The following is a 13839-nucleotide window of genomic DNA, read 5'->3' as shown; positions in this document are numbered from 1 at the left end:
TCTTATTTATCAGCATCAAAAATAATGCCGGCACTATGACGTAAATCAGTGACTACTTTATTGACATTTCGAGCAAGCTCAACCCATTCTTCATACTTGGTGCCCCAATACTTATCTGTTGGGTTATTTAAAACTGCTGCAAAATCACGAGCTTCTTCAATCATTGGATTATCGGCTACTTGAATATCTAAGACATCACGTTCTTCATGTGCGCGATCATGGTACTCAGCCGAAGAAATAGCATTGACACTGTCTAAAATCAAGGTCCCGTTTTCAAAGTAAATTTCGGATGGCGCAAAAGAATCACTAATTTTCCCAGTATTTAACGTCACGTCAAACTGATCATAACGTAAAATAATTGTTCCTAAGCCATCGACACCTGTCGCAATTTTACTAGCAAAATAATGGCTTTCCTTTGGTACGCCAAACCAACCTAAGGCTGCATAAACTAAATAAACGCCTAAATCCGCTAAGGCTCCCCCAGAAAAATGAGGAGAAAAAATATTTGGCTCTTTGCCTTCTAATACTTGATCATAACGAGAAGAATATTTCATATACGTAAAATTCGCACCTAAAATTTGGTTTTTTAATGGCAATAATTCAGCAATTTTTTGGAAACTTTGCTCATGAATATTACGGGCCGCTTCAAAGAAATACACACGATTTTTATTCGCTAATTCAATAATTTCTGCCATCTCATCAGGCGTTGAAAAAGCTGGTTTTTCAACAATTACATTTTTTTTCGCTAAAATTGCTTGTTTCGCTTGTTCAAAATGTAATGAATTTGGTGAGGCAATATAAACCGTATCCATATGTGCAATACCAAAAAACGTCTCTAAATCAATTGCATATTCCACATCCCCATAGCGAGAACCAAATTCTTGTGCCGTTGCTAGTTTCCGAGAATAAACAGCCGTTAAATCATACGCACCCGTTTCTAAAGCTGCTGCAACAAATTGATGACTAATCCAATTGGTACCAATTACGCCTAAATGTATCATAATCAAAAACCTCCATTTTTTGTTTATTTACTCTCTTTATAATAGTAATCTCTCGTACAAAAGTCACGTAATTACCCTGCCTTAAAGCGCTAGGAGTTCTTCAAGTTATTTATTAGGATCATCAAATGCCTGTAATAAATCAAAGGTTACCTGTGACTTAAGTTCAATCGTTGCTGGTGTTACGTGGCAATTGTAAGCAAGGACTTGCACACCTTGATCAATTGCAGCACCCACATTTTCAGCAAAGGCGGGTTGCATCTCTTGGTGAATCGTTGCTTGCTTAATTTCTTCAAATTGGACCACAAACAAAACGTAACAGCGGTAACCCGCTTTAGTTGCAGCCATTAGTTCAGTGACATGCTTCAAGCCACGAAGTGTTGGCGCGTCAGGAAAAGCACCGATGCCTTTATTTTCTAAAGTCATGCCTTTCACTTCGACAAAAGCTTGTTCGTCTGCATCCGTTTCCACTAGAAAATCAAATTTTGAATGTGCAAATCGTTGCTCACGTTTAACAGTTTGGATCGTACCAACTAAACCAGGAAGCACAATTTGACCATTTTTTAACGCTTCATTGACTAATGTATTCGGTACTTGGCTATCAATATTAATCCAAAAAGAACCTTTTTTTACTGCAATCAAATCGTAATCTGTTTTTCTTTTAGGCGATGGTTGATAACTAAGCGCCACAACAGCACCTGGTAAAAAAACTTCTTTCCCTCTGCCAGTATTTTTGACATGTGTGATTACTTCTTCATTCGTTTCCATTAAACGACAGTGTGCAATAAACCGATTGGGTCGTTCGATAAAATAAGCAAGTTGGACATTCGGGTACTTCATACACAGACTTCCTTTCTTACACACTATACCATAAAAAAACAAGGAAAAGTATAGACCAAAACCAACAATTTTACTATCTTGTGTCAATCATTAAATATTTGTCAATTCTCAGCGATTTAGTCGAATATTTTAGACAAGTTCTATATAATAAAGGTAACGAAGACGAATAAATGAAAATGAAGGTTAGGAGGAATTTCTTTGAAAAAACATTGGACTTTCTTGGTTGGTGCATCTTTACTTACTGGATTAGCAGGCTCTATCCTCTGGAAAAAAAATAAACAGCTCCCTTCCCCACAGGAGCTTCAACACAACTATACTGGACATTGGTGGTTTGTAGACGTGAAGAAAGCCACGCAACACACCTTGGAAATCACCTCATCTTTCAATGTTTTCATTGATGGCAAACAAATGCATGCCTTGCTTGTTGAATTAACCCCTAAACGCTTAGTTATCTTAGACAAGTTAGGTTACCATTTAATCATTCAATGTGAAAATGGTGTCCCTGCGACGCTTTACGATGAAGCCGACGACGAAACCTACACACTAGAACGGGCTATTTACAATTAATAAATCACCCACGACACATAAAATGAAGTATGTGCGGTGGGTGATTTATTTTTTTACATCCCTTGCAAAAGCATTCAGAAAGTTTTCTTACAACTTGAATATTATTAAATAGTCAAATGCGCCTTTTTCTGATAAACTTAGGATGATGTTTTTTTGAAAGGATGAGCCCCTATGACACCAAATCGCGAAGACTATCTAAAATTAATTTTTGAATTAGGTGGCGACGAAGTTAAAGTGAATAATAAACAAATTGTTTCTGGACTCGATGTTTCGGCAGCTTCGGTTAGTGAGATGATTTCAAAGTTAGTAAAAGAAGATTTGGTTGAGCATTCTCCTTATCAAGGGGTACAATTAACTGAAAAAGGCTTAAAAAAAGCGAGTACGTTAATTCGCAAACACCGAATCTGGGAAGTCTTTTTAGTAGAGCACTTAAATTACACTTGGAATGATGTGCACGAAGAAGCAGAAGTTTTAGAACATGTTACTTCACAGACGCTTGTGAACCGTTTAGCGGATTATTTAAATCATCCAGAATTTTGTCCACACGGTGGTGTTATTCCCGAAGATAATCAACCCATTCATGAGGAGAAACGCCAAACGTTAACAGACTACCCTGTTGGCACAAAAATTCGGATTGCACGTGTCTTAGACGAAAAAGAATTACTGGATTATTTAGTTTCCATTGATTTAAATATTCAAGAAGAATATACGATTAAAGAAATTGCTGCATATGAAGGACCGATCACCATTTATAATGAAAACAAAGAATTATCCGTCAGCTTTAAAGCAGCAAACACAATTTTTGTTGAGCCGTTGATTAGAGAAAGTGAGGAAAACTAATGAATGAAAAAGTAGCATTATTTACTATTTTCGGGGGGACAGGTGATCTTGCCAAACGCAAATTGTATCCTTCCCTGTTCCGCTTATATAAAAAAGGATTATTAGCTGAGCGTTTTGCGGTGATTGGTACCGCACGTCGGGAATGGACAGACGAATACTATCGTGAAATCGTTCGTGAAACCATTCAAGACTTAAATCCTACGGCCGAAGAGGCAACTGAATTTTCTAGTCATTTCTATTACCAATCACATAATGTGAATGATACGGAACATTATAATACCTTAAAAGAATTATCTGATCGCCTAAATGAACAATACCACTTAGAAGGCAATCACGTTTACTATTTAGCTATGGCCCCTCAATTCTTTGGAACCATTGTTAATCACTTGAAATCACAACATATTATTTCGGAAGAAGGCTTTGATCGTCTAATTATCGAAAAGCCATTTGGTTCTGATTATGAATCTGCCTACGAATTAAATGAAGAAATTCGTGCTGCATTTCCTGAACAAGATATTTTCCGAATTGACCATTACTTAGGCAAAGAAATGATCCAAAATATTTCAGCCATTCGTTTTGCCAATAATATTTTTGAATCACAATGGAACAATCGTTACATTGATAATGTCCAAATCACCTTCGCTGAAAGCTTAGGTGTCGAGGATCGTGGCGGCTATTATGACCACAGTGGCGCACTAAAAGATATGGTTCAAAATCATATTTTACAAGTCGTTGCTTTGCTTTCTATGGAGCCTCCTGTTGCCTTTTCTGAAAAAGAAATTCGGACTGAAAAAGTAAAAGCTTTACGTGCCATCCGCCTTTATTCTGAAGAAGAAGCCCTTCAAAATTTCGTGCGTGGCCAATACGGCGAAGGTCAGCTAGCTGATCAAACATTTGCAGCCTATCGTGATGAACCAAATGTGGCAGAAACTTCATCCACTGAAACTTTTGTTGCTGGTAAATTTTTAATTGATAATTTCCGTTGGTCTGGCGTCCCTTTCTATGTTCGCACAGGTAAACGATTAACTGAAAAAGGCACACGTATTAACATCGTCTTTAAACAAGTACCTATTAATGTCTTCAAAGATGATACGTGTGAAGAATGCGATAAAACCGATTTACCACCGAATGTTTTAACTATCTATATCCAACCAACTGAAGGATTTTCATTAACCTTAAATGGAAAAGAAATCGGTCAAGGGTTCAATACAACTCCAGTGAAACTTGATTTCCGTCAAAGTGCTGAAATGACTGAAAATAGTCCAGAAGCATACGAAAAACTTCTATTAGACTGCCTAAATGGCGATAGTACAAACTTCTCTCATTGGGACGAAGTTGCCCAATCTTGGCGCATTGTTGACATTATTCGACATGCTTGGGATAAAACAGACGTTTCTTTCCCTAATTATGCCGCTGGCACAATGGGCCCGCAAGCTGCCTTCGACTTATTAGAAAAAGATGGCTTTACTTGGGAATGGCAACCAGATAACTGGTACCGTGACCGCGGTCAACTTGATCAATAAATAAGCCAAAAAAGATCCGCTAGTTAACGACTAGCGGATCTTTTTTCTTGTTTATTCGAATCCTTCAGCAACCGCTTCTGGATAATTTTCTTCAACAATGTGTGCACAACGGCCACAAAGTGTTGGTAATTTTTCATCTGAGCCGACATCTTGACGAACGGAACGACAACGGTCGCACGTTTCGCCTTCTGCTTTTTCAACTAAAATAGCCATGTCTTCAAATTGAACAGCTTCACTAGGTGCTACTTCTTTTGATACTTCAAAGTCGGAAACAATTAGTAATTGAGCAATATCTGCATCAACAGCTGTCATTAATTGACGAATTTGTTCATTTGGATAAACAGTTACTTTAGCTTCTAACGATTTACCGATTAATTTAGAATGACGAGCTTCTTCCAACGCTTTTAAGACATTGTCACGGAAATCCATAAAGGCTGCCCATGTATCCATCAATTCTTCTTCATTAGTAAACGTTTCGTAACCTGGGAATTCAGCTAATTGCACATACTCTTCTTCTTCTTGTAAGAAACTCCAAATTTCTTCCGCTGTATGTGGAATAATTGGTGTCAATAATTTTGTTAATGAAACCAATGTTTGATAGAAAACAGTCTGCATACAACGACGTTGATAATCATTTTCTGCTTCAATATAAACGACATCTTTCGCAAAGTCTAAATAGAAAGAAGATAGATCCACAGTTAAGAAGTTCATAACTGTCCGATAAATATGCATGAAATTATATTTTTCATAACCATTTTCACGGATTTCTTGAATGACTTGATTTAAACGAACCGTCATGTATTTATCTACAGAACGTAAATCAGCATAAGCTACAGTATGCTCAGCTGGATTAAAATCACTCGTATTCGCTAACAAGAAACGCATAGTATTACGGATTTTCCGGTACACTTCAGATACTTGGTTTAAGATATCCATTGAGACACGCACATCGGCTTCCGCGTCAACACTACTTACCCACAAGCGTAAGATATCTGCACCCATTTGATTGATAACTTTTTCAGGTAAGATAGTATTGCCTAACGATTTACTCATCTTACGGCCTTCGCCATCGAGAACCATCCCTTGAGAAATAATTGATTTATAAGGCGCTACTCCATTGATAGCGACACTTGTTGTAATACTTGAGTTAAACCAACCACGATATTGGTCAGAACCTTCTAAATACATATCTGCTGGGAAAGTTAACTCTTCTCTTTCTCGTAAAACTCCTTCATGTGAAGAACCTGAGTCAAACCAAACGTCCATGATATCTGTTTCTTTGGTAAACTCGCCATTTGGTGAACCTGGATGTGTAAAGCCTGCTGGTAGTAACTCTTTTGCTTCACGCATAAACCAGATATTTGATCCATGTTCTGCAAATAAATTCGCTACATGTTCAATTGTTTCTGGCGTAATGATGGCTTCCCCATTTTCAGCATAGAAGATCGGTAATGGTACACCCCACGCTCTTTGGCGAGAAATTACCCAATCACCACGGTCACGAATCATATTATACAAACGTGTTTTTCCCCAAGGAATTAGCCAGTCAACTTTCTCAACTTCATCTAAAATATCTTGACGGAATTTAGAGATTGAAGCAAACCATTGTGGCGTTGCACGGTAGATAACTGGTTTTTTGGTACGCCAGTCATGTGGATAACTATGCGTAAAGAAATCTAATTTTAATAACGCGCCTTTTTCTTCTAATAACTCAGTAATCATTGGATTCGCTTTGTCATAGAAAATTCCTTCAAAACCAGGTGCTTCATCTGTAAAGACCCCACGGCTGTCAACAGGAGAAATAACAGGTAAATCATATTTACGGCTAACGATATAGTCATCTTCACCATGTCCTGGTGCGGTATGAACTAAGCCAGTCCCGGCATCTAGCGTCACGTGGTCGCCTAGCATAACAAGTGATGTTCGATCATAGAATGGATGTTGAGCTGTCATACGATCTAATTTTTCACCAGAAAATTCTCGCAAGACTTCTACTTCTTCCCAACCAATCGCTTCTTTAACTGTTGTTAATAAATCTTTAGCAATTACAAATTTACGACCGTCTGCCTTCACTTCAACATACGTAAAATCAGGATTAACTGAAATACCTAAGTTGGCTGGTAATGTCCAAGGGGTTGTCGTCCAGATGACGAAGGCTGTCTCGTTATCTAAAAGACCTTTACCATCGGCCACATTAAAAGCTACGTAAATAGAAGGTGATTTTACATCTTTGTATTCAATTTCTGCTTCTGCTAAAGAAGATTCACTTGAAGGAGACCAATAAATTGGTTTTAAACCTTTATAAATATAGCCTTTTTCTGCCATCTTACCAAAAACACGAATTTCTGCTGCTTCATACTCTGGATCTAACGTAATGTATGGATGTTCCCAATCGCCTGACACACCTAAACGTTTAAAATCGTTACGTTGTTTATCGACTTGTGATAAGGCATACTCTTTACATTTTTCGCGATACTCAGCGACAGTCATTTCTTTACGTTTAACCCCTTTATTGGTTAACACTTGCTCAATTGGTAAACCATGGGTATCCCAACCAGGCACATAAGGAGAACGGAAACCAGACATTGATTTTGAACGAATAATAATATCTTTACTGATTTTATTCAAAGAATGTCCTAAATGAATATTTCCGTTTGCATACGGAGGGCCATCATGTAAAACAAAGGTTGGTTTTCCTTCGTTTAATTTTTGACGTTGTTCATATAACCCTTTTTCTTCCCAGTCTTTTTGCCATTCTGCTTCACGGTTTGGCAAGTTCCCACGCATTGGAAAAGCTGTTTTTCCTAATTGCAATGTTTCTTTCATTTTCATATGCATTTGCCTCGCTTTCATTTTATCGATTTAATTGTGTTAGTTCATACTAAAGATGAACGATAGCTGATAAAAGTAGATAAAAAAAGAGTACTCCATCCCAAGGGACGAAGTACTCGTGTTACCACCCAAATTCAAAGTAGAGTTGCCCCTACTTTCTCTGAAATTGATAACGGTAATTATCCGGCAGTTCCTACTCAAGTGTTCAGAACTGCATCTAGGATAGAGGATCTGTTTAATGCCAGTGTCTGTCAAACTTTCACTATCATTGACTCGCTGCTAAGAATAAACATTAAACGTTCTGTTCTATCTATTTTGATTCTTCTTCAATTGTTTCTTCAGTGACTTCAATTACAGGCTTTTTTTCTACTACAGCATCTGTGTTCTCTTCAGAGTTTACAACAGTTTCATTTTCGTTGTCAAGGGCTTGTTCATCAAGAATTTCCTTAACTGCTGTATGTTTGTCTCCGACATAACTAGAAAAAGGCTTTAAAATTTCTTCCCACTCTTCACTCTTTACTTGCTCTAATTGAGTTTCAAGCATTAAGCTTAAGCGTTGATGGAAGACACGTGTTTTCTTCTTCAAGTCTTCTGTTTCCCCAGCTAATTGGCGGGCACGTTCAATTGCTTCTGCTAAGATTTGTGTTGATTTCGCTTCAGCATCTGCAATCATTGCATTTGATTTACGTTCAGCTTCTACCAAGGTTTCTTTGGCTTGGTTATCTGCCGAAGTGATAATCATTTCTGATTCTTTATTGGCACTTGATTTCACTTTATCAGCGGTATCTTGTGCAACAATAATTGATTGGTTCAATGCATCTTTCAATTCATTGAAGTATTGTAATTTTTCTTCTGCGTGTTTTAATGATTTCTCAAGTTCACGATTTTTTTGTAATGCATCTTCATAATCACGTGTGACTTGATCTAAAAAGTCATCTACATCGTCTTGGTTATAGCCTCTCATTTTTGTTGAGAAGTCTTTGTTTTGAATATCTAATGGAGTTAATGCCATATTCCTTCACCTCTTTGGATTATTTTTGTAAAACCCCTTATGAACACATTCTCATACTAATCCTGAAATAGCAAATATCTTACTTTTTTTATTATACACAACTTCGTCTGAATGAACAGCCAAAATGGTTTTCTTAAACAAAAGTTCGAGATTATTTTCTCAATACCCCTAAGAGGACACGAAATTTTTCTTTCTTTGTTTTTCCTTCTAATTCTTGAATCTGAAGGCGCCCAAATCCCCGTATCGAAACAATATCTAATAAGTCTAAAGCAAAATCTGGTCGTGTCGTTTCTGTCCAATTGACTTTTACTTTACCAGATTCGATCAATTGTTTTGATCGCTGCCTTGAAATATTAAATACGGCGGAAATCACACTATCCAGCCGCAAAGAGCTCATAGTCGTTCGCTCTTCCTGCCAACCATCCTTCGGTATCAAAATTTGTGTATAATCACGCTCTTCTAAACGAACAGTAATTTTACCAATTTTGTCGACTTGGTTAACAACGAAGCCAGCTACTTCTTGTGCTATAAAAACCTGCCACTTATCACCATCGGAAATAATATCTCCAAAGGCTTCCCTACGAACCCCAACATTCATCAAGGTGCCTAAAATTTTCCCATGAGATAATGTCGCAAATTTAGATGGATAAATAATTTCAAATAATACAACACCAAAATCTGTCTCTTCTGGTATGTAATACGCTGGATAAATCAAGCAGCGTTTTCGTTCTGCTTGCTCATAACCACCATAAAAAGTAAACGATAAATCACTGTTTTGTCGAATCAACGTTTCCAAAATATACGCCTGTCTAGGATCAAGAAAGTCTGTCAAATAAGGCGCGTATTGCATCTCCACTTGCTCTAGCCAATCCCCGACAGTGTCAATAAAAGGATGTTCATCTTTGCGGAAATGTTGATACACATTTGCGTTCATAGATAAATCATCCTTTCTAAAAGTTATTAATAAACAATAGCTCGTAAAATGACTGCTAAGCCACCCGCTGCTAGGTTAAGGACAATAATCCCTACCATTACGTTAAATCCAACCATTCCAATCCTTAAATTCAAACGGTCAAACAAACTTAAGTATGGTTCACAAATTCTAGAGAGCAAACGCCCGAAAGCAGAATCATATGCTCCTGGAAACCATGAAAGTAGCGCGTAAATCACTAGTAATCCTGAATAGATTTGAACGCCTTTGTATAATAGAGTAATCAGTGTTGCGATAATAACACCTCCCTAAGGCTTAGAAATCAAAGAATTGTTTGTTGGCTAAAGATTGTGCTGTCGCACTATCAATTTCCATATTCGCTGGTGTGCATAAGAAGATTTCATTGCCAACGCGCTGAATATCTCCGTCTAAAGCATACACAGTACCAGTTAAGAAATCAACGATGCGTCGTGCTTGGTCTTCTTCTACTAATGTAAAATTAACTAGCACAGCTTCTTCAGCAAATAAATGTTTCGCAATGCTCATTGCTTCTGAATACACACGTGGTTCAATAATAGTAATTTTATGTGTTTTTGCATTGGCGGTGCTTTCTTGTGCTCGTCTTGTATTCGTAGTCGCTGATTGATTAGAACTACGCATAGAAACCACTTTTTTCTCTGTGTAAGCAGCTTGTTGTGTGTCTCTTTCTTGATGCGCTTCAGCAGAACGATAGCGTGCAGAAGGTTTTTCAACTACAGGCTCACTTTGTTGTGTATAAGCTGGCTGACTGTAACTTTCCTGTTGTTGAACAGGGCGTTGTGGTTTAGGCCGAGCTGCACGACGCGGTGGTTCATTAACTGCTTTGCGCTCTTCATATTCTTCGTAGTTATCATAATAATCATCTTCTTCGCCAGATAAGCCAAAAAAGCTCGATAACGCATCCTTGTTAAAAATTGACATAAATTCCTCTCCTTTACGCATCTCTGAATAACGCTGTTCCGATTCGTATAAAAGTTGCACCTTCTTCAACTGCGATTGGGAAATCGTTACTCATTCCCATGCTAAGTTCTGTACAAGGAGCAAAAGATAAATGTTTCTCATTTACGGTCATTTGCAGCTCTTTTAATTCTCTAAATGTTGCATGTAATACTTCTTCACTTGCCCCAAAAGGTGCCATAGTCATTAGACCGACGATTTGAATTTTGTCCAAATCAGCAAGTTCTTGAATGAAAGGTAAGACGTCTTCTTTACGAAAGCCGTGCTTGCTTTCTTCCCCAGTTATATTCACTTCAACAAAACAACGAATAACTTTCGTTGCTCTTTTTTGAATTTCTTTGGCTAGACTCAGACTATCTAATGCATGAAAATAATCTATCTCATTAATAATTAATTTTACCTTCCTACGTTGTAAATTACCAATTAAATGCCACTGAATATCATTAAATTTTTCCAATCCAGCTTTCTTTTCTAGTAACTTATCTACTCGGTTTTCAGCTAAATTCTGGACACCAAGCTGAACAAGCTCTGCTGCTTCCTCAATTCCTACTGATTTAGTGACGCCAATCATTGTCACATCAGCAACAGAGCGCTGTGAGCTTTTGCATGCTAGCTGAAGTTGATTATTAATATTTGTTAAGTTTTCAGCTATCATTTCTAATCGATGCTCCTTATCGTTTTCTGCGGAAAAATGGTGGCGTACTTAATTCGTCATCATTGTGATTTGGTTCTTCACGGTGGAATGTGTCAAATTCTTTTTTGTCTACTTGTTCTAATGAAGATTCATCAACTTTTGGACGTGTATTTTGTTCTCTGCGAATATCCCAATCGCCAAAAGCACTTGCTTCTTCTTGTGATTTTGGTTGATCCATTTCCACAGATTGAGTTGTTTGTTGCATTGGTTGAACCGCTTGTCTTGTTTGACGGTGCGGTTTTCTATCCTTTTTTGATTCATCAATACCTGTAGCGATTACTGTTACACGAATTTCGTCGCCTAAATCTTCGTTGATTGATGTACCTAGGATGATGTTCACATCACCTGAAGCAGCATTTGTAACGATATCTGAAGCATCTTGTGCTTCAAACAAGGTCATATCTAAGCCACCAGTAATGTTTAATAAGACTTGTTCCGCACCATCGATTGATGTTTCTAACAATGGTGAAGAAATAGCTTTTTTCGTTGCTTCAATTACACGTTCTTCGCCGCTCGCTACACCAATTCCCATTAAAGCTGTTCCTTGGTTTTCCATCACTGTTTTCACGTCAGCAAAGTCCAAGTTTACGTAACCTGGTGCAGTGATTAAATCTGAAATCCCTTGAACACCTTGACGTAATACATTATCAGCTTCTCTAAATGCTTCAAGCATTGGCGTTTTCTTGTCAACGACTTCTAATAAGCGGTTGTTTGAGATAATTAATAGTGTATCAACGTTTTCTTTTAATAAGGCAATTCCTTCAGCGGCAAAACGACCACGTTTTGGACCTTCAAAACTAAATGGACGAGTTACTACACCAACTGTTAAAGCGCCTAATTCTTTAGCGATTTTTGCAACTACTGGCGCAGCACCTGTACCAGTTCCGCCACCCATACCAGCAGTAATGAAAATCATATCCGCGCCTTGTAATGATTCTGAAATCACTTGTTCACTTTCTTCTGCAGCTTTTTGGCCAACTTCAGGTTGTGAACCGGCACCTAAACCACGAGTGTATTTAGGGCCTAATTGAATCACTGTTTCTGCTTTTGAATGTTTTAATGCTTGAACGTCTGTATTGGCTGTGATAAATTCCACGCCTTTAACGTTTTCTTCGATCATACGGTTTACAGCGTTTCCGCCGCCGCCACCTACACCGATAACTTTAATGACTGCACCGTTGTTAATGTTATTGTCTAATGAAAATTCCATGATATCGTATCCTCCTGTTTGTGTGATTAGTCGAAAATGTTCGAGAAGAAGTCTTTGATTTTGCCTGTCACTTTTTCACCAGACTCACGTTCGTTGAATTCTTCGTATTCTTCTTGAGGCTGTTCAGCATATGTGTCATAGCGAACTTCTTGTTGGACAGCGACTGATTGTGCTGGTTTCGATTTTTCACCAGGGATTGCATATTTGGCAATGTGATAAATATCGTTTAGTTGCGCTGAATATTCCACAATGCTAATGACATTAGCAAAGACTGGGTTACGTAAGCCCATGTGATTTGGTACGTATAGTTTTACGTTGGCTTCAAAAATCTCTTGCGCCAAATCGACAATACCTGGCATACTAGCGGCGCCACCAGTTAACACAACGCCTCCAGGTAATTCAAACGCATCAATTTCATCCAGAACTTCTTTTGATTTTCTCAAAATTTGTTCCACACGCGCTTCAATAATTTCTGAAAGGTAACGTTCGTCCACTCTTACAGGCTCTGACTTACCGATAACATCAACAGGAAACTCTTCGTTTGCTGAAGTTCTTTCTGGATAAGCATCCCCATAATTAATTTTTAAGGCTTCGGCGTTGTTAAAAGAAGTATTCAATACGATTGAGATATCTTTCGTGATGAACTCGCCGCCTTCTTGGTTAACATGAGTAAATTTCAATTGTTTGTCGTGGATAACAGATGTCGTTGTTTGACCGCCACCCATATCAATGACAATTGTTCCAAAGTCTTTTTCGCCATCTGTTAAAATTGTTTCTGTTAAAGCAAGCGGTGTAATCACTAATTCGTTAATTCCTAAGCCAGCTTTTTCAACACATTTACGGATGTTATGGATGATTGTTTTTGGTCCAGTATAGACAACGCCAAACATCTCCATGCGAACGCCAAGCATTCCACGTGGGTCTTTGATGCCTTCAAAGCCGTCGACGGTAAAGTCTTGCGGTAAGATTGCAACAATTTGACGTTCAGGAGGAGTTGAACGAACCAAAGCTGCAGATGCGACGTTGCGCACATCCTCATCTGTAATTTCTTTTGATTCACTGCTAACAGCTATCATTCCTTGACAGCTTTCTACTTCTAATAAATTCGCTGGTAATCCAACATTTACGCTTTTAATTTGAATGCCGGCTTTTTCTTCGGCTTGTCGAACGGCCCGTTGGATTGCTTGAACTGTTTGATCAATATCGACGACAATCCCTCGATTCAAACCGTCTGATTTTGCATTTCCAACGCCGATGATGTTCATTTGACCTTCAATATATTCAGCGACAACTACTTTGACAGAAGTTGTACCAATATCGAGGCCTACATACATTCCTGTTTTTGCCATGAACGGAATTCCTCCTCCTATTAATTCCAATATCTAAGCGGACAAAG

13 protein-coding genes are annotated in these 13839 nt (G+C 38.1%); 3 read left to right on the top strand and 10 right to left on the bottom strand.

Features of this window, described 5'->3' with window-relative positions; all coding sequences use genetic code 11:
* Positions 1 to 2: 2 nt before the first annotated feature.
* Together IGL90_RS03810 and sfsA are read right to left on the bottom strand one after the other, a co-directional pair.
* Positions 3 to 1001, bottom strand: coding sequence for a Gfo/Idh/MocA family protein (locus tag IGL90_RS03810; protein ID WP_002383416.1), 999 nt, complete (start codon positions 999 to 1001; stop codon positions 3 to 5).
* Positions 1002 to 1106: 105 nt separating this feature from the next.
* Positions 1107 to 1838, bottom strand: a complete 732-nt coding sequence (gene sfsA, locus IGL90_RS03805; RefSeq protein ID WP_010823484.1) for a DNA/RNA nuclease SfsA — start codon at positions 1836 to 1838, stop codon at positions 1107 to 1109.
* 198 nt (positions 1839 to 2036) lie between these two features.
* On the opposite strand from sfsA, the gene IGL90_RS03800 reads away from it, so the two are divergent.
* From IGL90_RS03800 to zwf, 3 genes are all read left to right on the top strand, one after another.
* Positions 2037 to 2405: a DUF4828 domain-containing protein gene (locus IGL90_RS03800; protein WP_002397919.1), complete on the top strand. Its 369-nt coding sequence runs from the start codon at positions 2037 to 2039 to the stop codon at positions 2403 to 2405.
* A gap of 171 nt (positions 2406 to 2576) precedes the next feature.
* Positions 2577 to 3245, top strand: coding sequence for a metal-dependent transcriptional regulator (locus IGL90_RS03795; protein ID WP_002358896.1), 669 nt, complete (start codon positions 2577 to 2579; stop codon positions 3243 to 3245).
* Complete coding sequence (gene zwf / locus IGL90_RS03790; RefSeq protein WP_002355906.1) at positions 3245 to 4768, top strand: glucose-6-phosphate dehydrogenase; 1524 nt, start codon at positions 3245 to 3247, stop codon at positions 4766 to 4768. The genes IGL90_RS03795 and zwf overlap by 1 nt, the downstream gene beginning before the upstream one ends.
* 51 nt (positions 4769 to 4819) lie before the next feature.
* Here zwf and ileS read toward each other — a convergent pair whose 3' ends face one another.
* From ileS to ftsA, 8 genes are all read right to left on the bottom strand, one after another.
* On the bottom strand, positions 4820 to 7600 hold the full coding sequence (gene ileS / locus IGL90_RS03785; protein WP_002381313.1) for an isoleucine--tRNA ligase: 2781 nt from the start codon (positions 7598 to 7600) through the stop codon (positions 4820 to 4822).
* 310 nt (positions 7601 to 7910) lie between these two features.
* On the bottom strand, positions 7911 to 8612 hold the full coding sequence (gene divIVA, locus IGL90_RS03780; protein WP_002376179.1) for a cell division protein DivIVA: 702 nt from the start codon (positions 8610 to 8612) through the stop codon (positions 7911 to 7913).
* Between the two features lie 151 nt (positions 8613 to 8763).
* Positions 8764 to 9546 (bottom strand): RNA-binding protein, encoded by a 783-nt coding sequence (locus tag IGL90_RS03775; RefSeq protein WP_002355903.1) that lies wholly within the window; start codon positions 9544 to 9546, stop codon positions 8764 to 8766.
* Between the two features lie 26 nt (positions 9547 to 9572).
* Complete coding sequence (locus IGL90_RS03770; protein WP_002355902.1) at positions 9573 to 9830, bottom strand: YggT family protein; 258 nt, start codon at positions 9828 to 9830, stop codon at positions 9573 to 9575.
* A gap of 28 nt (positions 9831 to 9858) precedes the next feature.
* A complete protein-coding gene (locus IGL90_RS03765; RefSeq protein ID WP_002355901.1) occupies positions 9859 to 10503 on the bottom strand; it encodes a cell division protein SepF in 645 nt (214 codons plus the stop codon).
* 13 nt (positions 10504 to 10516) lie between these two features.
* Positions 10517 to 11194 carry a YggS family pyridoxal phosphate-dependent enzyme gene (locus tag IGL90_RS03760; RefSeq protein WP_002358890.1) on the bottom strand — a complete coding sequence of 226 codons (678 nt, stop codon included), beginning with the start codon at positions 11192 to 11194 and terminating at the stop codon, positions 10517 to 10519.
* A 16-nt stretch (positions 11195 to 11210) separates the two neighbouring features.
* Positions 11211 to 12443 carry a cell division protein FtsZ gene (ftsZ, locus tag IGL90_RS03755; RefSeq protein WP_002355899.1) on the bottom strand — a complete coding sequence of 411 codons (1233 nt, stop codon included), beginning with the start codon at positions 12441 to 12443 and terminating at the stop codon, positions 11211 to 11213.
* Between the two features lie 26 nt (positions 12444 to 12469).
* On the bottom strand, positions 12470 to 13792 hold the full coding sequence (gene ftsA, locus IGL90_RS03750; RefSeq protein WP_002355898.1) for a cell division protein FtsA: 1323 nt from the start codon (positions 13790 to 13792) through the stop codon (positions 12470 to 12472).
* Between the last annotated feature and the right edge of the window lie 47 nt (positions 13793 to 13839).

This window comes from Enterococcus sp. DIV1307a (assembly GCF_050537425.1).
GTDB lineage: Bacteria > Bacillota > Bacilli > Lactobacillales > Enterococcaceae > Enterococcus > Enterococcus faecalis.
Note: the sequence above shows the minus strand (reverse complement) of the source record. Positions and strands in the feature narration are given on the sequence as shown.